Origin of the sequence: [Bacillus] enclensis, assembly GCF_001456935.1 — a bacterium.
Lineage (GTDB): Bacteria > Bacillota > Bacilli > Bacillales > Bacillaceae_B > Rossellomorea > Rossellomorea enclensis.
In genome coordinates this window covers 619,017-644,940 of sequence record NZ_KQ758483.1, presented here as the reverse complement: position 1 = coordinate 644,940, position 25,924 = coordinate 619,017, and the positions used below count along the sequence as shown (strand labels likewise).

The window sequence follows — 25,924 nt, the reverse complement described above, 5'->3', positions numbered from 1 at the left end:
CATAATGTAAAGCAACTGTGCAGGTGCATTTGACATTTCGTTTTTTTATAATCAGCAGAGTTATTTATTTGACAGCCGATTGCTTCATTCCGTTCTTCACCGGGTTCAGATAATCATGGGCTGCAAGCAAAAACTCTATAGCCAGCCTTTTCTCGGGGTTCATGTAGTCTTCACCTAACAATTCCTCAATTTTCTTGAGGCGATGATAAAGTGTTTGCCTGACAATATACAATTTTTTTGCTGTTTCCTGCTTGGAACCTTGGCAGCCTAGAAATACTTTCAGTGTCAGCATAAGACTGCCATCATGTTTTTCATCATACGTAATCAGTGGTTTCAGATATTCTTCTATCATCCCGTTGAGATTCACATTATTGTTCACGATGGAAATCAACCGGTATAGATGTAAATCATCGAAGAAATAGTATCGTTGATCATCCATGACCTTCGCTCGCAGCAACATGCTTTCCACAGCAGATTTATAACTCAAATGGATATTCATCATCTCATTTTGGTAATTACCTATAGAAACGGCCGAATCTATATCTCTCCTATTAAAATTGGATTCATGTATCTTATCCAGGGCCCTTTTTATCCGATATTTCCAGTCTGTTTGTTTCCTTGTATCAAGCAGGATGAATAGAAGGTCATTTCCATCTTTTTCAGGTAATGCATGGAATCCCTGCTGTTCAAAGATACTTCTTGCCACCAGATTAAAGTATGTAACATCTTGCGTTTCCTGCTGAGTCATATCTCCAAACACACATACGACCCCTCCGTGAAAATTCATTCTTAAGCTCCTTAAATAAGCCGACAATCTTTCACTCGTCTGCTCCCCTTTGAGCCAGGACATGATCCACTTGGATTCTTCAATACGCTTTTTTTCATTAAAGTAAAGTTCCCTCATTAAAAACTGTGCAAGCGCTGTAGCCGTCCTGTCCAGGAGCAGCATTTCATATTCACTGAATGGATGGTCACCCCTGAATAGGAACAGCTCTGCATACTCCTGATCAAAGAGAAGGACCTTTGCTGATACGAAATCATTACTTGTATCCTTTAAATGTTCAATGTATCTGTTCTTTATATTCACTTCTTCAGAACGCCGCATAGAAGGATAGAAATGCGGCTCTTGTTCTTTTATCTGAAAAATGACTGGTACGTCCAATTCTTTTTGCAGAACATTCAAAATTTCTCCGGAATGATTCACTGTAAGTAACTTTCTGTTAAGCACTTGGGCAAAATCATCTAATTTCTTCATTATTTCATATTGCTGATTGATAAGGATTGAATGAATATCTTGTGTAATTCTGACAAATGGGACCTCTTTTTCAAAGACAATTATCGGAAAGTCACATTCATCAGCTATTCGGGTGATCGAGTGGGGTATGGTTGAAATGTTTGTATCCAGTTCGATACAAAGGGCAGCAGTTTCGCTTTGGATGAGCTGATTGAGTAAGCTGATGAACGCAGCTTCTTCCTTCAAAGCCAGTCCTGTAGTAAGAATCATTTCATTGCCGTTCAGCAGATTCTTAATGGCGGTGACTTCCACTACATGGACCCACTTCACTTGCCGATGCAAACCTTTGTGTCCTGCAATTACACGTGAATGTGCGAAGGAAGGTCTTGTTAGGATCGATTCAACTGAAAGGTAGTAAAGACTTTTCATCTGTTTCTCCTTCTCTTCAAGTATTGTGGATTCAAGATCAAAAGATAAAAAGGATTGGCTGAACCAACCCTTTACTCATTTCCTGGGATCAAAATGTGAACCTCTGAGTGGCAGATCCGCTCCCATTCATCAACCGGCTTATCGGTTGAAGTCAAAAAAGATAACATCCATTCCACCAGGTCTTCCGGCGTGTGCATGATTGCAGGAAGTTTCATCAGACCATCATTGTCTGCTTCATGTTCAGGCAGGTTCTCCATTCAAATCCCCCTTTCGAAATTATGATTGAATTAATAGATTGGAAAAGTACTTCCTGGCATTCGCTGTCTTGATATGAAGTGTCGCACTTCTCTTATTCTCTTTATGTTTAAATACGACAAATGCCCCGCTCAGATTTTCGGTCACTTTTTCTATCCTGAACCCTTTTTGTAATAGAAAGTCTATTTTATCCCGTTCATTTAAGAATTCCTGGTATTCCGACATAGGCGAACCCCCCAGCTATATTATTATTCGTCATCCTGCTTCTTCAACGGACTTGTCACTCTCACTATCAATCTCCCAATCTCTCCCTGCAGAGATGCCTAAATACTTATCATCATCCGGGTCAAGCAGTTCAGCCTGTTCGTACTTTTTGAACCACCAATACTTTGCCAGGACATAGTAGAAGATTGCCCCTGCACCAAAACCAACCAGAAATGAAAAGCTTGGAACAAAATAAGAGGCGACTGCTCCGATAATCCAGGCAATAAAGCCAGCCAGGTTTACCCCGTTCATATATTTATATTGACCATGATCTTCATATAAAGCAGGGACATTCACCCGTCGCTTCCTGATTAAATAATAGTCAGCTACAAGTATCCCCACAATCGCGGATAAAATCCCCCCTATGAAAAGCAGGACCGGAATGATGACTCCAAATAGATTCCAAGGCTGTACTAGCGTACCGACAACTCCCGCAGTAAACACACCTGCCCAGAATGGAAACTTAGGTCCTCCTACGTTTGAAAAAATGGTCGCAGCAGGAACAACATTTGCAGCAATATTAGTTGACCATTGTGCCAGCACAATCATAAGCAGCAGGATGCCCAGAACCAATCCGCCGGCTGCTTCCTGAAGGGCTATGACAGGGTCATAATTCAGGACTGCGATATATGATACAGCTCCAATTAATACCATGAATGTCTGCGTAATCGGCAAAGTGATCAGATTTCCAATCAATGGATTCTTATTTCGCTTAAACCAGTTTTTCTCATTTCGAGGTGCTTTCATAAACCTTGAAATCGAGGGAATATCCGCTGCCAAAGTCGCCCAGAAACCCATATTGCTGAAAATGACTACAAGAAATGCAGTAACAGCTGCTCCTCCTGTTACAGGACTCTCCACCCATCCCCAGATATCCCTCCCTTGCACTGCTGCTGTATCTGATAAAGAAGAATACATCCATACAGAAATCAGAATGATGACCGGAGCTGCAAGATCTGCAAACCTTTCGACCGCTTTGATTCCAAGTGCGGTATTGACGAGCTGCAATAATGCAAAAATAAGGAAACATACAAACCAGTTATCGAATCCGTATAGGAGATTTAAAATGCCATTCATCGCGGTTGCACCGAAATAGGTATTGATCCCAAACCACATGGATGCAGCAACACCTCTGACTAATGAAGGAATATGAGTGCCAATCGTTCCAAAAGGAGCCCGCATGTATACAGGAAATGACAATCCATGTTCAACACCTATGTCCCCTGTAAGGGTGATGAACAGCCCAATGGCCAGAGAGCCGATCAAAGTAGCCAGCAGGACAAGGGGGAGGGGTAAAGACATGACTCCTGCGCCCCCGATGGCAAAGGTTGCGAGCACTACGACCATGCCGACCCACATGAATGAATAGCCCAGTCCCGTGATTTTTCTTTCATTTTCTTTTACCGGCAGTAGATCAGGTGACTTTAAATAGCTTGTTTTCAAATTGAACACTCCTTTTTGTTTGCTTCAAATGGCAAAACCAAACGCATTAAGAGAGGCATGGGACACGGGAGGAATTTCTCCTCCCCTTCTCATGCAGGAGCTGTTCTGCGATTAAGCAAAATTCAATAGTAGAGTGCTGCTAGGATTTAGAAGGCTGCAAGTTTTCTCTCTCTTCCCTTGAAAGCTGAGTACCGTATCTGGCTCTCTTGATATACTTTCCTTTCCCCAATTTGCCCACAAACTCTTTATCTTTGATGACGAATTCACCTCTGGATAGAACAGAGACAGCTTCACCTTTGACCTTCATCCCTTCAAACGGGTTATAGTCTGCTGCCATATGGTGGTTCTCAGCAGAAATGACACGCTCCGCATCCGGATCGAAAATCACCACATCAGCATCTGATCCTGCAGCAATGGTTCCTTTCTGCGGATAAAGTCCAAATAGCTTCGCACTCCTCGTGGACATGATATCTACGAACTGATTTAATGTGATTCTCCCTTTTTCCACTCCTTCCGAAAATAAGATGGATACACGGTCCTCGATGATCGGCCCGCCATTTGGTATTTTCGTAAAATCCCCGAGTCCCAATTCTTTTTGGCCTTTGAAGTCGAAAGAACATTGATCTGACCCCAGAGTCTGGAGCTCACCGCTTTTAAGGGCGTTCCATAATACTTCCTGGTTCCACTTTTCGCGGAGCGGAGGGGACCATACATACTTCGCACCTTCGAAATTAGGACGTTCCAAGTAAGATTGATCGAGCACCAGATATTGAGGGCAGGTTTCTCCCCATACGTTCAACCCCTTGCTTCTGGCTTCGGCGATTTGCTTTACCGCTTCCGAACAGGATACATGTACTACATACAGTTGTGAATCAGCAAGCCCTGTCAGCTTGGCTGCTCTCCCCGTAGCTTCCCCTTCCAGCTCAGGCGGCCTTGTCAAAGCATGATAAATTGGGTCTGTTTTTCCTTCTGCAAGTGCTTTTTCAGTTAAATACTCGATGACGTCCCCGTTTTCCGCATGCACCATTACAAGGGCACCAAGTTCTTTTGCCGCCACGAGCGTACGGAACAATGTCTCATCATCAGCCTGGAACACATTTTTATATGCCATGAACACTTTAAAGGAAGTAATTCCCTCATTTTCAATCACCTGCGGAAGCTGTCTTAATACTTCATCATTGATCTCTCCGATCATCAAGTGAAAGCTGTAATCAATCACTGCCTTATCTTTAGACTTTGCGTGCCAGGTGTCGATCGCATTTTGAAGCGGCTTTCCTTTATCAGTCAGACAGAAATCAATGAGGGTCGTCGTCCCGCCGAAGGCAGCAGCAATCGTTCCTGTTTCAAAATCATCTTTAGAGACGGTTCCGCCGAACGGCATTTCCAAATGGGTATGCGGGTCAATTCCACCGGGAAAGATATACTTCCCTTCTGCATCAATGATTTCTGCATCATTCTCATCGAAATCTTTTCCTATACTAATGATTTTTTCTCCTTTTATAAGGACATCTGCCTTATACATATCTGCTGCTGTGACAATTGTTCCGTTTTTAATGATTTTTTTCATCATTCACCCTCCCGATTATTTCACTGCATTCGTTTCACACTGCGTTAACTTCCCGACGGCAGCCTGGCGTTCATTCCATGTCATCGGCATATGTCCGCTTGGTACTTCGACCATATCGATCGCTCCATCAACCGGACAGACGATCGAGCATAAATTACATCCGACACAATCTTCTTCGCGTACTTTTAAATAACTGTTTCCATGAGGATCTTTAAGCATGTCGATGCATTGATGCGAGGTATCTTCGCAGGCGATATGGCATTTATTGCAATTGATGCATACATCATTGTTGATTTTTGCCACGATGCTGTAGTTAAGGTCTAAATTCCCCCAATCAGAATATTTCGGAACTGATTTCCCTACCAGCTCCTGAACGGATGCTATACCTTTTTCGTCAAGATAATTATTCAATCCATCAAGCATGTCTTCAACTATTCTGAAACCATGATGCATGGCTGCAGTACAAACCTGTACTCCTGTCGCTCCCATCAGCATATATTCAACGGCGTCCTGCCAATTTGAAACGCCTCCCATTCCTGAAATGGGTACATTAATGCGGGGATTCCGAGCGCATTCTGCCACCATATTCAGGGCAATCGGCTTGACAGCAGGACCGCAGTAGCCACCGTGAGCGCCTTTTCCGGCAACATGAGGAATGGTATTCCAGCTGTCAAGGTCGACCCCGGCCAGGCTGTTGATCGTATTGATCATGCTCACAGCATCAGCGCCGCCTTTCACCGCTGATTCTGCCGTAACGGTTATATCTGTGATATTCGGAGTCAATTTAACAATGACAGGCGTTTTGGCAACCTCTTTTACCCAATACGTCTGTTTTTCGACCAGCTCTGGCACCTGTCCTGACGCAGCGCCCATTCCTCTCTCAGCCATTCCGTGCGGACAGCCGAAGTTAAGCTCTAATCCGTCTACCCCGATGTCCTCCACTTTTTTTACGATTTCATGCCATTTCTCCTGCTTTGGCTCGACCATGAGGGAAGCGATGATGGCATGATTCGGAAAACGCTTTTTTGTTTCGTATATTTCCTTTAGATTCACTTCCAACGGCCGGTCCGTAATGAGCTCGATGTTGTTGAAGCCCGCAACACGCTGACCGTTAAAACCTACTGCGGCAAACCTTGACGAGACGTTGATGATCGGTTCCCCGAGCGTTTTCCATACTGCCCCTCCCCATCCGGCTTCAAACGCCCGCTGCACCTGATAGCCCGAGTTTGTCGGTGGTGCCGAGGCCAGCCAAAAAGGATTGGGTGATTTAATCCCTGCTAAGTCAATACTTAAATTTGCCATGTGTTTCCCCCCTGTAACAAATCTTAATTCACCTGAAGAGACGTCAGTTTACTGTGCAGATGATAAGCAGCCCGCTTTCCTTGTTCCGCGGCTGTAACGACCATCGCTTCCCCTATACCTTTACCGAATATCACATCTCCACAGGCAAGCACCTTCGGATTGGACGTTTGAAGTGTCTCTTTATCGACTTTCACAACGCCGTCCTTATGCTCTAATTTAAATTGTTGGATTAAGGAATTATGCCTTGTCTGCCCGATCGCCTTAATGACAGCATCTACCGGCAATGTGAACTCCGACCCTTCTACCTGGACAGGACGCCGTCGTCCATCTTCTCCCGGCTCACCAAGTTTCATTTTCAAGCATTCGATTCCGATGACCCTGCCTTCTTCGTTTCCGATTATTCTCTTAGGGGCCGTCAGCCAGCGGAATTCAACCCCGTCCTGTTTGGCAAACTCATACTCGAAATCATAAGCAGTCATCTCTTCAAGCGTACGGCGGTACAGAATTTTTACATTTTCCGCTCCGAGCCGGACTGAGCATGTCGCGCCGTCTATGGCTGTATTTCCTGCCCCTATGACAACAACTTTCTTCCCTACATACTCTTTTGAAATCTCACCGCTTTTTGTTGATTTCACAAATTCGATCGCATCGTACACCCCATCAAGGTGTTCCCCTTCAATACCAAGCGGCGGAACATGGGACATGCCTGCCGCGAGGATGACATAGTCATGACTGTCGAGTATTTCTTCTGCAGAAATATCTTTCCCGACCTTTGTATTTGTCCGTATTTCCACATTTAACTTTCGGACTTGATCTACTTCCCAGAACGAGATGCTTTGAGGCAGCCGGAAAGAAACAATGCCATAAGTATTCAATCCCCCGGCTTCTTCCGCAGCTTCGTAGATCGTCACTCCATAACCAAAGCGCGCCAATTCCCTTGCTGCCGAAAGACCTGCCGGGCCCCCGCCGACAATTCCGACCTTCTTGCCGTTCGGCTCCCCAGCTTCAAATAAGACAGCTTCATTATGCCGGGCCCAGTCGGTGGCGTACCGCTGCAGATCACCGATCATGATCGGTTTTGTGGAGTGATTGAGAACACATGCGCCTTCGCATAATTCTTCAGTCGGGCACACCCTTGAACAACTTGCTCCGACTGGATTCGAACTCATGATCGTTCTTGCAGAACCTTTTAGGTTCCCTGATGCTATCTTCTTTATGAAAGAAGGAATATCAATTCCGGTTGGACATGCTTGTATACAAGGTGCATCATAGCAGTACAAACATCGATTCGCTTCTTCCAAGGCATCCCTTTTGGATAAACCTTCATGGGCCTCCTGGAAATTCTCTTCAAGATTCAACAGTGATAATGCTTTGGACAAAATAGTTTCCCCCTATTCACCCTGTAATGAATTCACTGAACAAATAAATGCAGGCCGACAAAGAATACATGCTAAGAGCGTGTCGATGTCAGCCTTATTTTCAAAAGAAGCAGCAGTACTTAAGGCAGCAATGCTGTCATTTCGTTATATGTCTCAGGTCTTCTGTCCCGGTAAAACTGCCAGGTATCCCTTACCTCCCGGATCATTTTCTTGTCCATTTCCCCGATTATCACTTCATCCTTATCCCTGCTCCCGATTGAGACAAATCCTCCGCGGGGATCTACCAGATAGGACTGTCCATAAAATTCACCCATCTTCCATGGCCCCTCATAACCTACCCGGTTGATTGCCCCAAGATAATAACCGTTCGCAACCGCATGTGCGGGCTGCTCCAGCTTCCATAAATATTCAGAAAGCCCCGCCACTGTCGCAGACGGATTAAAAACGACTTCGGCTCCCTTTAACCCTAATAATCTGGCACCTTCAGGGAAGTGGCGGTCATAACAGATGTAAACACCCACTTTGGCATAAGCCGTATCAAATACCGGATAGCCAAGATTTCCCGGCTTAAAATAGTATTTCTCCCAGAAGCCATACCCTTCACTGCCGACTGCAACGTGCGGGATATGCTGTTTCCGGTATTTGCCCAGATATGATCCGTCTGCATCAATCACGGCAGCTGTATTGTAATAGGTAGCTATCCCTTCTCTTTCATAGATTGGCAGGACGATAACGACATTCAGTTCCTTTGCAAGATCCTGAAAGCGTTTCGTAGTAGGGCCATTTGGAATTTCCTCTGCAGAATCATACCATTTGGGATTTTGTTCCGAGCAAAAATACGGTCCGTAGAAAATCTCCTGCAGACAAATGATTTGAGCACCTTTTTTTGCTGCGTCCCTTACCAACTGAATGTGTTTTTTAGTTGATTCTTCTTTATGGACCTCTACCGGTTCGCTTCCGTCCACATCATGAGAAGCTTGAATAAGACCAATTTTCACTTTGTCTGACATCCCTATTCCTCCTAGACTGATAGATTAAATAAAATAGTAAGCGCTTACAGCTTTGTTGATTATAGAAGCACGCTTACTGATTTTCACGGATTTAGTAATGTCTGAATATTTTGTCTTTTCAACTCATTTTAACTTGTACAAAAAGTAATTGCACTATACACTATGTAAAATCAGCTCCTTTGACTATTGGTCATTATGTATATTCTAAAAATAGAATAAACTATTTATAGGAGTTGATATAACGTTAGCATAAGCGTTCTGCGAATTTTGTAAAATAATCAGGGTTTCTCTTTGGAAAACTTCGTTAATTATCGACAAAATATTCAGAAATTATTAGAAACAAAAATAAGACTGGGACAGAATTAAAATGCTACCCTATAAAGACTGACAATATTAGTATAGGTTCTTTATTCCGCTATTGATTTCCGCGCAAAACTTCGCTTTCCGCGGGCGGTTGGTGAGCCTCCTCTTAATTTCCAGTGGGGAACTGTCCAGCTGCAGGGCTTAGAGGCACTTGACATAAGTCAAACCGCCCAAGAAGGCAAAGAACGCCTTCGTGGCCGATTCGCCTTATGCACACGCCTCTAAGCAAAGCCCTTCCGCATTTCTGTTAGGAGTCTACGTTTTGCACTCCAATCAATCGCTGGAACCGGTTTTGAATATGAATAAGTCTACACATTTCCATCCTGAATAAATGGATTGAAACTTATTATAGTTCTTCTTGATCCTCCTTTTTCTTTGATGGAACAGAAGATAAGAACACGGCACGAAGGCAAAAGTCTCTACTGCGGTTAACACTCTGATATTCGTGGGTTTTCACATTTTATCTTTCCGTATAAAGGTCTGATCCACTAACTCGGAACGTGATTTAATCTATTTAGATATATCACACAGGAGGCAAGTGGATTTTCCTTTCCGGTTTGCCTTCAAGTCATATTCTTAGGCTTCTATTTTTTTTCGTATCTTATATCTTAAACCATTCCAATCAACCTCTGGAAAGAGCTGAGACTAGTAAATATCATATGTGAACATCAAAAAAAACCGAACGAGTTTGCATCCCAGGCAAATTCGTTCGGTTTTTAATTAAAATACTTTTGTTCCAGCCTCAATAAGTTATGAGTTTACTGATTTTACGTTTAACGACTTCTGTCCGATTGGACGATATTTCAGGAGCTGGCGGATGAACCAGATGAGGACGGCTGTCCAGATGACGGCTCCTATGATCATGGATTCTTTGTAAGGAAGGTGGAAACCTTCCGGTGCGTAAAAGATATATGAGCTTACCACAGCTGTCATGAACAGAGCCGGGAGACTGCAGATCCAATGAAACTTCTGATTTTGAAGCAGATAAACAGCTGCCGTCCATAACATGACAGTCGCCACTACTTGGTTCGACCAGCCGACATATCTCCAAAGGAATGTATAATCAATCTGAGTCAGCAGGAAAGTGGGAAGTGCTACAGGGATAACGAGCAGCCCCGGCAGCCATTTCCCTTTCAATTCTTCCTTTCTCCAATCAAATAATAGATCTGCAAGCATCATTCTCGAGGAACGCAGTGCAGTATCTCCGGTTGTGATCGGGAGGATGATGACACCCAGTACCGCAAGAATGCCGCCCAATGTTCCAAGAGTCGTTTTGCTGATTTCATTTACAACTCCTGCAGGGCCCCCTGCAGCAAGTGCTTCCTGAAGTCCTCCCGTCCCATTGAAGAAAGCCATCCCGGCAGCAGCCCAGATTAATGCGATGATCCCCTCTGCAACCATTGCTCCATAGAATACTTTTCGCCCTTCGCTTTCCTTCTTAAGCGTCCTTGCCAGGATCGGACTTTGTGTGGAGTGAAAACCTGAAATCGCACCGCACGAAACAGTTACCATCAACAATGGCCATAATGGAAGCTCCTGAGGATGCAAGTTGGCAAATGTAAGGTTGGGAACGGGGTGTTCAAAGAAGAACAATCCTATCCCGATTGCCAAGGCCATGAATACCAGGACTGCACCGAAAATCGGGTAAATCTTTCCGATAATTTTGTTGATTGGCAGCACTGTGGCAAGAATGAAATATGTAAAAATGATTATTAATGATGCCATGAATGATAAAGGTGTCACTTCGGCCATCAATTGAGCAGGTCCTGAAGTAAATGCTGCTGCAACCAATATCATCAAGATGATTGAAAGAATATTCATTACTGACCGAACATGTCTCCCCAAGTATCTGCCTACCAATGAAGGAAATTGAGCTCCATTATGACGCAGTGACAACATGCCGGAGAAATAATCATGGACAGCTCCTGCAAAAAGTGTACCGATAACGATCCAAATGAATGCAACCGGTCCATACAAAGCACCGAGTATGGCACCAAAAATCGGACCAAGCCCTGCGATATTCAGTAATTGGACCAGGCTTGCCTTCCACCAGCTCATCGGCATGTAATCAAATCCGTCTTTACTTGCATAGGCAGGTGTGACATTCCCGTCATCAATACCGAAAATCTTTTCTACCACCTTTGAATAAATAAAATAACCAGCTACTAAAATACAGACTGATGCAAGAAATGTCAGCATCTAGATGTCCTCCCCTCGATGAAATTAAGATTCATTGTAATACGTCAGACGACAAATAACAACAGAATTTTCTAAAAAGATTATTTTTTCAGATAATATATACTAATTAAGTGTTCTTAAATTTCCCTATGCACCAATGATGTAAGGGATTACATTGATCGGAAAAAATTTTTCGATTTTACCCCTATAAAAACTTGGATCCTGGGTGCTTTTTCACAATAAAAAAAGAAGCCGGCTGGCTTCATGGGTAAACGGGCTAAATTAAATTTGATTTGAGTAGCTCTCACATGCGTTTATGAAACCGCTGTTCCCTCTATCATGTGCGATTTCATAAGGTGATTTCTGACTGACTGCATTCCTGCTCTCTGGGTCACCCTTGAATTTCAGAAGCAGCAAGACTAAGTCTTCATCCCCGTCAAAAGCTGCGATATGCATAGGAGAATAACCAGCTGAGTCAATGCTGTTGATATCTGCGCCTTCGAGCAGCAGGAACTCTATCATTTCATTAGGTGCTTTCCCAGCTATTGCTGCGTGCAGGGCACTATTGGAAGGAATATATGAAACTTTTGAATTTGAAGCAGAATTAATATCTGCCCCGTAATTCATTAATAGCCGGACAATCTCCAGCTGTCCATAGTGTGCTGCAACCCCGAGTGCAATCAACCCGTTTTCGTCCTCTGCATTACATAGATTAGTATCTGCTTGTAATGACTTTTCTACAACTTCAGCGTTACCTTCTTGTATGGCTGTGAAGAAACCTTTTACAGTAACAGGCGTCATCATGCTCACCTCAATCTTTATATTATTATGAATATTCTATCAATATAATCATAAAAAAGATAGGGACTTTATCAGTGGTCCCTATCTTTTCCATTTACTATTGATCAAGTTTTAATTTTGCGAGAGCATCGGCGAGGGCCGTGTTCACCGGTTCATCTTTTTGCTGCGTCTTTAAGTATTGATTTACATCCCGCTTACTTGCCTTATTGTGCTTCTCTTTCTTTCTCCGCTCATTGAAGGTTGAAAGTTTTTCTTTATGGCCGCATACGCACACGAACAGCTGGCCGTCTCCTTCTCCGCGAAGTTCTAAACGTTTATGACAATTCGGGCAACGTGCATTTGTTTTCTTGCTGATATTTTTACGATGACCGCATTCCCGGTCCTGGCAAACCAATTTCTTTCCGTTTTTATTTTTAATCTCAAGCATGAGGTTTCCGCAATCAGGACATTTTGTTCCGGTCAGGTTATCATGTGAGAATTTTTTATTGGAATTTTTAATTTCATGAACGGACTTTTTCGTATATGTTTTTATTTCTTCAATAAATTCTCGTTTTTTCATGGACCCTTTCGCGATTTTATCCAGTTTCAGCTCCCACTCGGCTGTGAGGGAAGGTGAACGCAGCTCTTCAGGCGCCAGGTCCAGTAATTGCTTTCCTTTGGAAGTAAGGTGGATTTCTTTCCCTCTTTGTTCCATCGAGCCTGAGTTAAAGAGCTTATCAATGATGTCGGCGCGGGTTGCAACCGTTCCAAGGCCGCCTGTCTCCCCTATCGTTTCCAAAAGCTCCTTGTTGCTTTCTTTCATGAATCCTGCTGGATTTTCCATCGCGGCAAGCAGCGTCCCCTCATTAAAACGGCCAGGAGGAGTGGTCTGCCCTTCCGTTTCGCTTATAGAAAGCAGTCTGAGTTCAGTCCCTTTTTCCATTTTCCCCAGTAACTGATCTTCATCCGTTTCAAATCCATATACATCTTTCCAGCCTTTTTCTTTTACCCTTTTGCCTTTTGTATGGAAATGCACCTTGCCGACAGTCATTTCAACTCTCGTCTGTTCATATTGATATGGAGGCAGGAATATCGCGAGAAAACGTTTCACGATCAAGTCATAAATTTTTGCTTCCCTGTCAGAAAGCTTTCCAAAGAAAGCGGTCTCCTCAGTGGGGATAATCGCATGGTGATCACTTACTTTCCGGTCATCTACATATGCGTTAGACAGCTTCATGGAGCTTTGCAGAGCTTTATTTACAGCAGGGCGGTAAGGCTGGACGTTGACTGCCTTCAGACGGTCCTTTAGTGTATCTGTAATATCAGATGACAGATGCTTACTGTCGGTACGCGGATAGGTTACGAGTTTATGCTGTTCATAAAGCTTTTGCATGATCGACAGTGTTTCTTTGGCACCGAACCCATAGATCTTATAGGCATCTTTTTGTAATTCCGTCAAGTCATAGAGTGACGGTGCATATTGTTTTTTCAACGTCGTTTTCACTGAATGGACAGTGCCGCTTTTCACATTTTTCAGTGACGTCAGGATACTATTGATTTCATCTTGGGAGAACGTTTTTGTATCCCCTTTTGAGTTAGTCCATAGAAAGGTGCCTTTATCCGTAACCGCTTTAATGCCGTAATACGTCTTAGGATTGAACTTCTTGATTTCCTCTTCCCTCTGTTCGATTATACTCAATGTGGGGGTCTGCACCCGCCCGCAGGAAAGCTGAGCATTATACTTGGTCGTCAATGCCCTTGTTGCGTTCATGCCTACATACCAGTCTGCTTCTGACCTTGCCTGGGCAGCCTGATATAAATTTTCATAACCTTTTGCGTCCTTGAGCTTATTGAATCCTTCTTTAATCGCTTTATCCGTCACGGAAGAGATCCAAAGCCGTTTAAGAGGTTTTTGCACTCTCGCTTTTTCGATGATCCAGCGTGCAACGAGTTCCCCTTCCCGTCCCGCATCCGTGGCAATGACAATTTCACCGACATCCTGACGGTTCATCTGCGATTTTACTGCATTGAACTGCTTTCCGGTTTTCTTGATCACCACAAGTTTCAATGCTGCAGGCATCATAGGCAGATCTTCCAGATTCCATGATTTGTATTTGTCATCATAAGTCTCTGGATCTGCGAGTGTGACAAGATGCCCCAGTGCCCAGGTCACGATATATTTATTTCCTTCAATAAATCCATTACCCTTTTTCGTGCAATTCAGCACCCTTGCAATATCTCTGCCCACAGAAGGTTTTTCTGCAAGCACTAATGTCTTTTTCATAATAAAATCCTTTCAACGAAAAACTTTGAGTATCTTTCTATAGTAACATAAAAAGTCTACGGTTTTGGTTCCCCTTTACTCTCATAATATATTATACTTAGAAAATGGATTTTTAAAGAAGGAGCTGCAACAGTGCATAAACAATTAAAGAAATTCCTCCCTAAGGAAACGATCGGGATTGTTTTCATTTTAATAATCAGTATGATTTCAAAAGTATTAGGCTCGTGGTTTCCACTGGCCGGAAGCCTTTTATTCGCCATTATCATCGGAATGATTCTGCGGAATGCAATCAATCTTCCAAGCTCGTGGGACCCCGGCATACAATTCACGTTAAAGAAGCTGTTAAAAGTGGCCATTGTATTCCTTGGAGTGGGGTTGAGCCTCTTGGAAATTATGAAAATCGGACAATCGGCATTATGGATCATTTTTATTTCGGTCACCGTTGGCATCAGTGTCACCTATGCAGTGGGCAGGTTACTGGGCATCAACACCAGGCTGAGTCTATTGATCGGGATAGGAACGAGCATCTGCGGAGCCACTGCTATTTCTGCTGTAAAGGGAATCATCGGGGCAAAAGAGAATGAAACAGCATACGCATTGTCCACTATCGTTTTCTTCAATATCATTGCATTCATTTTTTATCCGATTATCGGACATCTGCTGGGATTATCCCAGCAAGCATTCGGGATATGGGCTGGGACTGCCGTTCATGACACATCCTCCGCCGTAGCTGTCGGTTACAGTTATGGTGATATTTCGGGTGAGGTTGCCACTACTGTGAAACTGGCCCGTACCCTCTTTTTAATCCCTGTCATGTTTCTTCTCCCATTTATGTTAAGGGACGAGGCTTCTGCTGGTGCAGTATCATTAAAGAAAGCTTTTCCGTGGTTCATCTTCCTTTTTCTCGGAGTATCGATACTTCATACCATTGGAGTCATACCAGTATTTGTAGAAGAAACCCTTAATTCACTTTCGAAGTTCATGATCATCATGGTGATGGCTGCGGTCGGACTTGGGGTCAGGCTGAAAGATTTATCTCAGCTTGGTTTTAAACCATTGCTGACTGGATTGATTGCCTCTGTTACCTGTGCTGTGATCAGTCTTTTTTTCATTTTATAAATCACCAGATTGGCAGCTTGCAAACAGCTGCCTTTTAGTTTTATAAAGCTCTTTTCGCATACTTTGTTGCTTTACACGCAAGAAAATACCGGAACTTGGGTATTTTCGAGTGGTACGCCTGTTTTTTGTTTAAGCTTGAGTTCGAAAAGAGCACGTTCACAAGCTGCATCCCAACTACTGACCAATGTACGAAAAGCAACAAACTTTTAGAAAACAGCCTTTTATAAAAATAAAAAAGAGCATCCATGAGACGCTCTTGTAAGATATTCATCATTATTCCATCATGTATGGTTAGAAGTTTGGAAATGAGTCATCTCTTTTTTGAGTATTGCAGAAGAAAAACTAGGAAGAGGCCGTCTTCCTAGCACATGCTATTCTTCTACTCCCTCTAAGAAGTCTGGGTCTAGCTCTTCGAATTCTTCATCATCTAGATCGCAATCCCAGTCATCATCATCGCAGCCTTCAGGATTAACAAGCACACAGACCTTGGTTTCCCCGATAACTTCTACCAGGATCTCCCGTTCAACATGAACAATGATTTTATTACCGTTTGGTGAAATCACCGCTTCGCAGCAATTCGGCTGTTGAAGTACGCGCGCACAAACTTCGATATCATCGAGGACATCCGGATCACGGTATTTGAGTTTGATTTCATCACAGTAATCGACTCTTTCAGTTACTACGGATGTTTTCGTATTGTCACTGTGAGAGTACCATACGTTTACTTCAAATGAACCGTGTATTTCCACCTTCTTGCCTACTTTGTGTGCTTCATACTTGTGGTTGATGATCCAGCAGCCTAAAATGCTCGATGGATTATGCGGCGGGCTAATCGTATGATGGGATTGTGTGAATTTACGTCCCTTCGCTACGACCGCTTTTGTAATAATCTCTCTATATTCTGCCATTCGAGCGAACCTCCTCATTCATTTTCAATTCATCTTATGCGACTGTCTAGGTGTTTGTGCGAGAAAATTTTATTGCATAATGGGATTGTTGCGAGATAATGTATTGTATGCGAATACCTATTGAATGTTCCCTAAAAGGTATAGGGACATTAATAATGGCGCCTATGTTACTTAAACCAACTTTTTAACACCGCTACTGATTTCAGTGCAAGACTTAGCTTTCCACGGGTAGCCCGTTAGCCTCCTCGTCGCATTCTCGCGACAGATCCTGTCCAGCTCCGGCGGCTAGCCCCTCGAGGTCATAAGCTAAATGGACCAAAAAGGCAAAAAACGCCTTTCCGGCCCATTCATCTTATGCTTGTCGGGGCTGAGCAAGCCGCCTCCGCTTTTCTTTTGTCTAGCTGCAGGGGTTAGAGGCACATGTCATAAGACAAACCGACCAAGAAGGCAATGAGGGCTTTCCAGGTCCATTTGCCTTAAGCCACACGCCTCTAAGCCCTTCTGCTAATGTCGGGAGGTTTCGTCCTGCACTCCAATTTACCGCTAGAAAGGGTTTTCATTAAGAAAGACCAATGCCATGAAGAGAATTCTCTTCATGGCATTGGTCTTGTTTAACATACAATTATATTTCCTTAATGCTTATGAGCAGCTTCCGGGGGTTGAATTTTTAACCTGGGAGCCGGTTTCTCCGCGGAGAATGTCTCCGCCTGTTGATTCGATAATGTGATCCGTTACGTTGTTGGAAATAACGGAAGCCACGATTTGAAGCAGATCATTGACGTCTGTCTGCGATTCCTTGAATTGCTGCACGACTGGAATCTCATCGATTTCTTTTTCAAGGTTTTCGATTTTTGCTTCCACCATTTTCAATGCTTCTATTTTACCGTAGTGTTGGAAGTTTACAGCTTGCTTTTGCAGACTTTTGATGCTTGCGATCATTTCACGAACTTTTTGATTTTCATGGATCTGTGATTCAGCACGCTTGAAGAAATCCACTTCTTCTGTTTCAGCGATCATTTCCGCCAGCTCTTCTGCTCTTTTCATGATATCGTCTTTTGTGTATTTTGCCATCTTACTTCACCTCTGCCGCTTCTTGAAATTCTGAACCTATCTGGCCAACCTCTACCATTTCACCATCTAATGACCAGGACTTTGTATCTGTGATTTTAACTTTTACAATCTTACCGATTGCTGTTTTCGGTGCTTTAAAGTTCACCAGCTTGTTTCTTCTTGTATATCCTGCTAGTATATCGGGGTTTTTCTTGCTTTCCCCATCAACCAGGACTTCAACCGTTGTACCTTCATATTTCTTCAGTGCTTTTGCCGAACATTCCTGGACGACTGCATTCAGTCTTCTTAACCTGTCTTTCTTGACATCCATCGGTACATTGTCTTTCATCTTGGCTGCCGGCGTACCTTCACGAGGAGAGTAAATATATGTGTAAGCCGCTTCGAATTCCACTTCCCTGTAAAGTGAAAGTGTTTCTTCGAATTGCTCTTCCGTTTCATTCGGGTAACCGACAATGATGTCTGTTGTCAATGCAACATCAGGCATGGCCAATTTAATTTTCCTGACCAGTTCAAGGAACTGCTCACGATTGTACTTACGTGCCATAATTTTCAGGACAGGTGTCGAGCCTGATTGAACCGGTAAGTGTATATGTTCCACCAGGTTCCCTTTCTTAGCAAGGATTTCAATCAAATGATCATCAAAATCCCTCGGGTGGCTGGTTGTGAAACGGATACGCGGGATATCGATCTTACGCAGTTCATCCATCAAGTCACCCAGTCCATAATGATCAAGGTCTTCGATATCTTTACCGTACGCATTTACATTCTGACCAAGAAGTGTGATCTCCTGGTAACCCTGTGCTGCCAGGTGCCGAACTTCGGCAATGATTTCTTCTGGACGTCTGCTCCGTTCTTTTCCGCGCGTATAAGGAACGATACAGTATGTACAGAATTTATCGCACCCGTACATAATGTTCACCCACGCTTTGATGTTGCCGCGGCGGACCTTGGGAAGGTTTTCGATAACATCCCCTTCTTTGGACCAGACCTCGACGACCATGGCTTTAGACATGTAAGCATCTGATAAGATCTGTGGAAGACGGTGGATATTGTGGGTCCCGAAAATCATATCCACTTGTTGATATGTCTTCAAAATTTTATTTACTACCGCTTCTTCTTGGGACATACAGCCGCAAACCCCGATCAAAAGGTCAGGCTTTTCCCGCTTTAAGTGCTTTAAATGTCCGAGTTCCCCGAACACCTTGTTCTCAGCATTCTCCCGGATTGCACATGTATTCAAAAGGATGACATCTGCATCTTCTGTCGTGTATGTCGCTTCATAGCCGAGGGCCATGAAAATCCCTGCCATGACTTCTGTGTCATGTTCATTCATCTGGCAGCCATAAGTACGGATGTAGAACTTCTTGCCTTCGCCCAATCCTCTATACTGATCATCAATGGCAAAATCATTATGATATTTCACTTCTTCTTTTCCGCGTTTTTTCGCATCTTTCAATGACGGCGGAATGTAGACACTTTGGAAGTACTTACTGTAATCCTTTTCGGATTTTTGGTCCGTTGGAATATCTGACTTCGCCTGCTGCCCGTGTTTGCGTTGCTCTTCGTTCATGAAAAACTCCCCTTTCTAACTCTATAACAAACGAAAATAGACCGGTTTCTTCTATTATAAAATCCGTATTAGTAAAGCATACAAATATACTTTCACATTATAACAGTATAAAGGTTTTTAGGGGCTTTCACAATAGAGAGCACCAACTGTCGAAATTTGTTCTCAACTAATTTTCCGAATCAAAATTGCAGGAGAAGCAAGCCGGGCCTCTGGTGAGACCCAATTTTAAAAATGGGCTCCAGTTTAGGAACTGCAAGCAAATTAAACGCATAACGTAAAGTAAGACAAATACCCAAGGAGGAGATTGAAATAGAAGAAAGAGTAACGCCTCCCATGTACAACATCGAGAAACAGGAAACCCTATACCTTCAATCTGAAATTCAACAATTAAAAAAGACCCTTCAAAGGGTAAAGGAAAGCTATTCATATGCGGAGGCCAAACATTATAAAGATATTCTCAACGACAAGGAAGAAGAAATTAAGGAACTTTACTCTCAAATAAATACACATAAAACGACAGAACATGAACTGATCCGTGATCGAAGCAGATTTCAAGAAGCCAAAGAAAGATTGGAAGAAGAGATCCTGGAGCTGCACATGCTTCTGCGCAAAAAAGAAGCCACAATCGATGAGCAGGGAGAAGCACTGAATAAATTGGGTAAAGAGCTCCTTCAATATGAATTGAGTCAAAAAAACCTTTCAGCATCCTTGACCAGGGTTGAAGATCTCAATCATAAGCTGTCTTCACATAACAAACAGCTTTTGAATGATAATAAAAACCTAGTAAGCAAATCCGATGCGATGAAAGCACAAATTAAGAGCCAAAAAGATCATATAAAGGATCTGAATAAAGCATTAAGCCATTCGGAGGAAACAAAAAAAGAAATCCTGTTTAATTTGATCTCGCAAACTGAGGAACTGGAGAAGCTCACAGCCGAACGCAGTCATACACTTGCTGCATTAGAATCATCCAAAGAACAGCTTATATCCGCAGAGAAACAAAATATGCAATTTGTCAAGGAAATCTTCCAGCAATATGAGAAGACGATTGAAGAAAATGAATGGTGGCTCTCATCCCAATTTGCCGACATCGATAAACGGGCAAATGAGCAGGAAGAAAAAATGGAACAACTCGAAACCGTTCATGCTTCTCTTATTTCAAAACATAGCAAAATGATAAACTCGAAATTCAAGGATGTGGAAGAAACCTTCAGTCACTTTATAGGAGAAATCGAATCGCTTAGAGAATCACATAAAAAGCTGACCGGCCATATATTCGATATGAAGCGTATGGTGGATAAACAAAAGAGAACTCAGCCTAATATAATCCATAATATTCCACAAGAAGCAGCTTATGAAAAAGAAAATGTACAATCAAAAAACAATTAAAAAAATAAGGCCGGTCTTCCCATACGGAAAACCAGCCTTTTACTTTTCAATTACATAAATTCCTTCAACAACCCATTAAACGTCTCATCATCAAGCTTTAATTCATGAGAGTTCAACGGCTCCTCCGAATAACCGGCCACCAGTTCCTGATAAGAAGGCTGTTCAGAATTCTGATAAATCAATCCTGTCACAAGCCCTTCTTTTTCCATCAGGACATTCATCGCCTGTTCGCGGTTGGATGGGTCATAGCCTTCCACATCGGCAAGCTTCGTCAGGTTCTCTTTGAACCAGTCGTATGTGTTTATCTTGTTATAGGTGACGCAGGGACTGAATACGTTGATCAAAGAAAAACCTTTATGGTTCAGACCGGCTTCAATCAGTGCAGTCAGTTCTTTCAAATCAGATGAAAAGCTTTGGGCGACGAATGTAGCGCCAGCTGTCAAAGCCATTTCCATCGGTGCAAGAGCCGGTTCGATTGATCCTTGCGGGGTTGACTTCGTTTTGAATCCTGAAGAGGACCGCGGTGAAGTCTGTCCCTTTGTCAGTCCATAGATTTGGTTATCCATTACAATGTATGTGATATCTACATTTCGGCGGATGGCATGGATTGTATGGCCGAGTCCGATGGCGAATCCATCCCCGTCCCCTCCGGATGCGATGACGGTAAGGTCTCTGTTTGCCATTTTCAAACCTTGTGCAATAGGGAGGGATCGACCGTGAATTCCATGGAAACCATAGGAATTGATGTAACCCGAAATACGTCCTGAGCAGCCTATCCCTGAAACGACCGCTAAATTCTCTGGATCAAGACCCACATTTGCTGCTGCGCGCTGGATTGATGCCTGTACGGAGAAGTCACCGCATCCCGGACACCAGTTGGGTTTAACATTATTTCTGAAATCTTTGAAAGTAGCCATGGATTAGTTCATCTCCTTACATCTTGAATATACTTCGTGCGGCAAGAATGGAGTTCCATCGTACTTCGTCATATTCTTGATTTTACTGCCGTAGCCAACATTCATCTTTATGATGCTTGCCAGCTGTCCTGTAGCATTATGTTCGATGACAGCCACTTTTTTGGTTTTTTGCATCAATGGTTCGAGTTCTTCTGCAGGGAAAGGATGAATCAGCCTGATATGCGCGTGATTCACTTTCAACCCGTCCGCTTCCAGACGGTTCATCGCTTCCTCGATCACACCCCTTGTGGAGTTGAAACCAATCAATAATAAATCGGCTTCTTCGTGAGGCGCATGAATATGAACCGGGTTATTGAAGTTGATTTTTTCGATTTTACGCATGCGCTTGTCCATCTGCGCCTGACGGTTCACAGGTGATTCGGAAGGCTTTCCTGTTTCGTCATGCTCTACTCCGGTCACATGGTGGATACCGTTTTTCATCCCTGGCGTTACACGCGGCGAAACGCCATCAGGCGTCACTTCATAGCGCTTGAAATATTTCTTCGGTTCCAGTTCTTCCAATTGATCCTGTTCTTTGACCAGTTTTCCTCTGCGAATCTCCACTTTACTGTAATCTAGCGGTTCAACCGTTTGTTTTCCGAGGGAAAGCTGAAGGTCAGAAAGAATGATGACCGGACATTGATACTCTTCGGCAAGATTGAAAGCCTCGACTGTGTCGTAGAAAGCTTCCTGAACGGTACTTGGTGCCAGCACGATTTTAGGTATTTCACCGTGTGTACCATAAATCATGGCCATCAGATCAGATTGTTCCTGTTTAGTAGGAAGTCCTGTAGAAGGTCCTCCCCGCTGTGTATCGACTACTACGAGGGGCTGTTCGGTCATGCCTGAGAGACCGATTGCTTCCATCATGAGAGAGAGACCCGGTCCTGCAGACGCAGTAAATGAACGTATTCCTCCATAATTCGCACCAATCGCCATCGTGGCAGCTGCAATTTCATCCTCTGTCTGGATGACAGTGCCTCCGACCATCGGTAACTTCTTAATCAGGTATTCCATGATCTCCGATGCAGGTGTGATCGGATAAGCTGCCATCAATCTGACGCCGCCTGCCAATGCACCGAGTGCGATGGCATCATTTCCAATCATGAACATCCGTTTTTGTCCATCAGCTTCTTTCAGCTGCAGGGCTCCTGTTTTATCCCCCAGCTCTGTTTTCATGACTTGATATCCCTGTCTGATCGCTTCCATGTTCTTCTCTACTACGGTTTCACCTTTGCGTCCAAAAATTTCTTCAACGACTTCCTTGAATACTTCAGGGTCCAAGTTAAGGACAGCGCATGTGGCGCCGACAGCGACCATATTTTTCATAAGGGACGTACCAAGCTCCGAAGCCAATTCCGTGAAAGGCACTATGTACAATGAAGCTTCTGTGTCTTCTGGCTTTTCAGGCTTGAATTTAGCATCTGCAATGATGACACCGTCATTATGCAGTTCCTTATAGTTCACATCGATTGTCTCTTGATCAAATGCCACCAGAATATCCAGGTCATCAGCAATTGCCCGGACCTGGGTCGTGCTTACCCGTATCTTGTTATTTGTATGTCCTCCCTTTATGCGTGAGGAGAAATGTCTATATCCATATAGATAATAGCCCAGGCGGTTCAGTGCAATGGAGAAAATTTCACCGGTGCTTTCGATCCCTTCACCCTGCTGACCGCCAACTTTCCATGAAAGTTGTTCCTTCATATATTACACCCCTTCTTACAGGTCTATGATTTCTTGATTTTATTAAAATTCAAGATTTCTAATATATACGTACTAAATAAGTTTATCACTTTTCGCTTTAAATCACTACTCCCTGAACCGTGATAAATAAAAACCGGCCGTGCGAGGGCCGGTTTTTACTCTAGCATTTAATCCTTCTATTGAAATTCCCATATAGGAATTTCTTAATTTGCTTATCGGTATAATATCTCTGCAGGGTTCCTATCAGATTATCATATTGCCTGTAAAAGGATAACCCTTTCACTGTCGTATCGATCCCGTCAAAATCAGATCCAAATCCAACATGCTCCTCGCCTCCGAGGCTGCATATATGCTCAATATGCCTAATGATATCAGTAAGTTCCGCACTGCCTGTTTTATTTAGGAACTGGGGGACAAAAGTAACCCCTATTACACTGTCTTTGTTTATTAGAGCTTCTATTTGTCCGTTTTTCAAGTTTCTTGGACTTGGACATATGGAATATGCATTTGAATGTGATGCAATCGGAAATCGGGCTGCTTCAAGCGTATCCCAAAATGATTTTTCGCATAAGTGGGATACATCAGTCCAAATTCTCTTTTCATTCAGGAAATCAATCATTTCGTATCCAAAATTGGTCAGCCCCCCGCCGCGCGGCTCAAGTGCACCATCAGCGGCTGCATTGGCCCAATTCCACGTCAGCCCCACAGAACGCACACCAAGGCGGTACAGCGTTTCCAATTTCCCTATGTCTTCTTCTACCGCTTCAGCTCCTTCAAGCGTCAGCATTGCCCCAGTTTCATGCTTTTGAAGATTATCGATATCCTCTTTGGATGTGACGAACTTAACATCCGGGTGAGGTTCAATGATCCTTTTGTGAAACAGATTCACCATATTTAAAGCTGCCTGAAATCTTTGACCCGGTTTTAAATAGGATGGTATATAAATCGCAAATAATTGCACTTTGGATCCTCTTTCTTTCAATTGAGGATATGTTATATGCATATCTTCCTTTGACTGAAACGATAATTTATCGGGATCAAGATACAGTTTCATCAATACATCACAATGAGCGTCAAAGATCATAAAGTATTCAATTCCTCCTTCAATCATATATGTACTATAATAAAACATAAAAAGGCTGTCCACTAAAGAAAATCTTTAACGAACAGCCTTGTTTTTTGGACTTCCGAATAAAAAGTTAGAACGTATAATCCACATTGACTGCAACCTGACTAATTATCTGGGCTCCACAATCAATTTGATCGCTGTACGTTCTTCCCCATCAATCTGTATGTCTGTGAAAGCAGGAATACATATCAAATCTAAACCACTGGGAGCCACAAATCCTCTTGCAATCGCAACTGCTTTTACTGCCTGGTTCAAAGCACCTGCCCCGATTGCCTGAATCTCAGCTCCCCCTCTCTCACGAAGAACACCGGCGAGTGCACCAGCTACAGAATTAGGATTAGATTTTGCTGAAACTTTTAATATTTCCATTCCTTTTCCTCCTTGTCATTTCCCCCATACCGCATGTCCGTGGTAAAGAACAAACTTGGTATAAATGATTCCACTGCTACTATATTCAGGAAATGGACAATTCATTCCGGTATGGGTGAAAAAGGAACGAAAAACATTAATATTCCGCCATGAAAGGATGATCCTGATTGATAAGGATCCGCTCTATCTTTTTGGCTTTACCGGTCTTATTATCAATATCTATCAGACATGCACTTAGGATTTTACGCCCGTCTTTCGGTACTTCAAACCTGACAGGCAGGCTTGTTTGAAATCTCTTTAATACAGAGTCTTTACTCATCCCCAGGACTTCATCATATGGCCCTGTCATGCCCACATCGCACATAAAAGCTGTACCGCCAGGCAGAACTCGATTATCAGCTGTCTGCACATGCGTATGCGTGCCGATCACTGCTGATACCCTCCCATCAAGAAACCAGCCCATTGCCTGCTTCTCACTTGTTGCTTCAGCATGAAAGTCGACAAAGATGACAGAGGTCTTCTTTTTGGCTTCATCCACCAATTCATCGACAATCTTGAATGGGTCATCGAGAGGAGGCATGAAGGTCCTGCCTTGTGCATTGATCACCGCGATCGTCTTACCGTGGACTTCACCAAACACTAAGCCGCTGCCTGGAGTGCCCTCCGGAAAATTGGCCGGCCTGACCATTTTCTTGGATGAATCTATGAATTCAAAAATATCTTTATTATCCCAAGTATGATTCCCCAATGTCACCATATCTGCACCGTCTTGAAGGAACCTCTTGTAAATTTTTTCGGTGATCCCCCTGCCTGATGCAGCATTTTCCCCATTCACGATTGTAAAATCAGGTAAATGCTTCTTTTTCAGCTTAGGCAAGTATTCTGAAATCATTTCACGGCCCATTGAACCGACTACGTCTCCAACAAATAAAATTTTCATATAAATCCCTTTCTCAATATGTATTTACAAAGGTAAGTATTCGTTATGTAGCTTATTGTAACACATTTAACCCGCCCGCTATGCATGAAGCCGAAATGACTCTCTTACAATCGAAAAGCGGAGGCGGCTCGTTCAGGAGCGACAAGCATAAGATGAACTTATCGAAAAGGCGTTCTTTGCCTTTTTGGTAAGTTTAGCTTATGACCTCGAGCTCCTAGCCGCCGGAGCTGGACAAATAAAAAAGCTGACCCCGAAAGAAATCACTCTTTCGGGTGTCA

Annotated in this window: 21 protein-coding genes; 2 read left to right on the top strand and 19 right to left on the bottom strand. The window is 43.3% G+C overall.

Annotated elements, in window-relative coordinates; genetic code table 11:
• Positions 1-64: 64 nt before the first annotated feature.
• From AS034_RS10850 to AS034_RS10800, 11 genes are all read right to left on the bottom strand, one after another.
• Positions 65-1,663 carry a PucR family transcriptional regulator gene (locus tag AS034_RS10850; RefSeq protein WP_058298461.1) on the bottom strand — a complete coding sequence of 533 codons (1,599 nt, stop codon included), beginning with the start codon at positions 1,661-1,663 and terminating at the stop codon, positions 65-67.
• Positions 1,664-1,734: 71 nt separating this feature from the next.
• Entirely contained in the window at positions 1,735-1,920 is a 186-nt protein-coding gene (locus AS034_RS10845; RefSeq protein WP_058298460.1) for a hypothetical protein, read from the bottom strand.
• Positions 1,921-1,939: 19 nt separating this feature from the next.
• Positions 1,940-2,143 (bottom strand): hypothetical protein, encoded by a 204-nt coding sequence (locus AS034_RS10840; protein WP_032088719.1) that lies wholly within the window; start codon positions 2,141-2,143, stop codon positions 1,940-1,942.
• A gap of 30 nt (positions 2,144-2,173) precedes the next feature.
• Positions 2,174-3,625: an NCS1 family transporter gene (locus AS034_RS10835; protein WP_032088720.1), complete on the bottom strand. Its 1,452-nt coding sequence runs from the start codon at positions 3,623-3,625 to the stop codon at positions 2,174-2,176.
• Between the two features lie 139 nt (positions 3,626-3,764).
• Positions 3,765-5,192 (bottom strand): dihydropyrimidinase, encoded by a 1,428-nt coding sequence (gene hydA, locus AS034_RS10830; protein WP_058298459.1) that lies wholly within the window; start codon positions 5,190-5,192, stop codon positions 3,765-3,767.
• Positions 5,193-5,207: 15 nt separating this feature from the next.
• A complete protein-coding gene (preA, locus tag AS034_RS10825) occupies positions 5,208-6,494 on the bottom strand; it encodes an NAD-dependent dihydropyrimidine dehydrogenase subunit PreA (protein ID WP_032088722.1) in 1,287 nt (428 codons plus the stop codon).
• A gap of 23 nt (positions 6,495-6,517) precedes the next feature.
• Positions 6,518-7,873, bottom strand: a complete 1,356-nt coding sequence (locus AS034_RS10820; RefSeq protein ID WP_058298458.1) for an NAD(P)-dependent oxidoreductase — start codon at positions 7,871-7,873, stop codon at positions 6,518-6,520.
• Between the two features lie 119 nt (positions 7,874-7,992).
• Positions 7,993-8,883, bottom strand: a complete 891-nt coding sequence (locus AS034_RS10815; RefSeq protein ID WP_058298457.1) for a nitrilase-related carbon-nitrogen hydrolase — start codon at positions 8,881-8,883, stop codon at positions 7,993-7,995.
• 1,113 nt (positions 8,884-9,996) lie between these two features.
• Positions 9,997-11,445 (bottom strand): carbon starvation CstA family protein, encoded by a 1,449-nt coding sequence (locus AS034_RS10810; RefSeq protein WP_058298456.1) that lies wholly within the window; start codon positions 11,443-11,445, stop codon positions 9,997-9,999.
• Between the two features lie 261 nt (positions 11,446-11,706).
• Positions 11,707-12,225, bottom strand: a complete 519-nt coding sequence (locus tag AS034_RS10805; protein WP_058298455.1) for an ankyrin repeat domain-containing protein — start codon at positions 12,223-12,225, stop codon at positions 11,707-11,709.
• Positions 12,226-12,322: 97 nt separating this feature from the next.
• Positions 12,323-14,488 (bottom strand): DNA topoisomerase III, encoded by a 2,166-nt coding sequence (locus tag AS034_RS10800; RefSeq protein WP_058298454.1) that lies wholly within the window; start codon positions 14,486-14,488, stop codon positions 12,323-12,325.
• Positions 14,489-14,620: 132 nt separating this feature from the next.
• Between AS034_RS10800 and AS034_RS10795 the strand changes: the two genes are divergently transcribed.
• The gene (locus AS034_RS10795; protein ID WP_058298453.1) at positions 14,621-15,607 is read left to right on the top strand and encodes a YeiH family protein; all 987 of its coding nucleotides are present in this window, start codon (positions 14,621-14,623) and stop codon (positions 15,605-15,607) included.
• A 371-nt stretch (positions 15,608-15,978) separates the two neighbouring features.
• Here AS034_RS10795 and AS034_RS10785 read toward each other — a convergent pair whose 3' ends face one another.
• The 3 genes from AS034_RS10785 to miaB all read right to left on the bottom strand — a co-directional run bounded on the left by AS034_RS10785 (position 15,979) and on the right by miaB (position 19,156).
• Positions 15,979-16,515, bottom strand: a complete 537-nt coding sequence (locus AS034_RS10785; RefSeq protein ID WP_032088754.1) for an outer spore coat protein CotE — start codon at positions 16,513-16,515, stop codon at positions 15,979-15,981.
• A gap of 639 nt (positions 16,516-17,154) precedes the next feature.
• A complete protein-coding gene (locus tag AS034_RS10780; protein WP_032088755.1) occupies positions 17,155-17,586 on the bottom strand; it encodes a YlbF/YmcA family competence regulator in 432 nt (143 codons plus the stop codon).
• Position 17,587: 1 nt separating this feature from the next.
• Entirely contained in the window at positions 17,588-19,156 is a 1,569-nt protein-coding gene (miaB, locus tag AS034_RS10775) for a tRNA (N6-isopentenyl adenosine(37)-C2)-methylthiotransferase MiaB (protein WP_058298451.1), read from the bottom strand.
• A 333-nt stretch (positions 19,157-19,489) separates the two neighbouring features.
• Between miaB and AS034_RS10770 the strand changes: the two genes are divergently transcribed.
• Entirely contained in the window at positions 19,490-20,545 is a 1,056-nt protein-coding gene (locus tag AS034_RS10770) for a coiled-coil domain-containing protein (RefSeq protein ID WP_058298450.1), read from the top strand.
• 50 nt (positions 20,546-20,595) lie between these two features.
• Here the strand turns inward: AS034_RS10770 and AS034_RS10765 are convergent, their stop codons facing one another.
• From AS034_RS10765 to AS034_RS10745, 5 genes are all read right to left on the bottom strand, one after another.
• A complete protein-coding gene (locus AS034_RS10765) occupies positions 20,596-21,462 on the bottom strand; it encodes a 2-oxoacid:ferredoxin oxidoreductase subunit beta (RefSeq protein ID WP_032088758.1) in 867 nt (288 codons plus the stop codon).
• A gap of 3 nt (positions 21,463-21,465) precedes the next feature.
• Positions 21,466-23,208 (bottom strand): 2-oxoacid:acceptor oxidoreductase subunit alpha, encoded by a 1,743-nt coding sequence (locus AS034_RS10760; RefSeq protein WP_058298449.1) that lies wholly within the window; start codon positions 23,206-23,208, stop codon positions 21,466-21,468.
• Between the two features lie 160 nt (positions 23,209-23,368).
• Positions 23,369-24,292, bottom strand: coding sequence for a dipeptidase (locus tag AS034_RS10755; RefSeq protein ID WP_058298448.1), 924 nt, complete (start codon positions 24,290-24,292; stop codon positions 23,369-23,371).
• A 153-nt stretch (positions 24,293-24,445) separates the two neighbouring features.
• On the bottom strand, positions 24,446-24,706 hold the full coding sequence (spoVS, locus tag AS034_RS10750; RefSeq protein ID WP_032088761.1) for a stage V sporulation protein SpoVS: 261 nt from the start codon (positions 24,704-24,706) through the stop codon (positions 24,446-24,448).
• Between the two features lie 136 nt (positions 24,707-24,842).
• Positions 24,843-25,646, bottom strand: coding sequence for a TIGR00282 family metallophosphoesterase (locus AS034_RS10745; protein ID WP_032088762.1), 804 nt, complete (start codon positions 25,644-25,646; stop codon positions 24,843-24,845).
• Between the last annotated feature and the right edge of the window lie 278 nt (positions 25,647-25,924).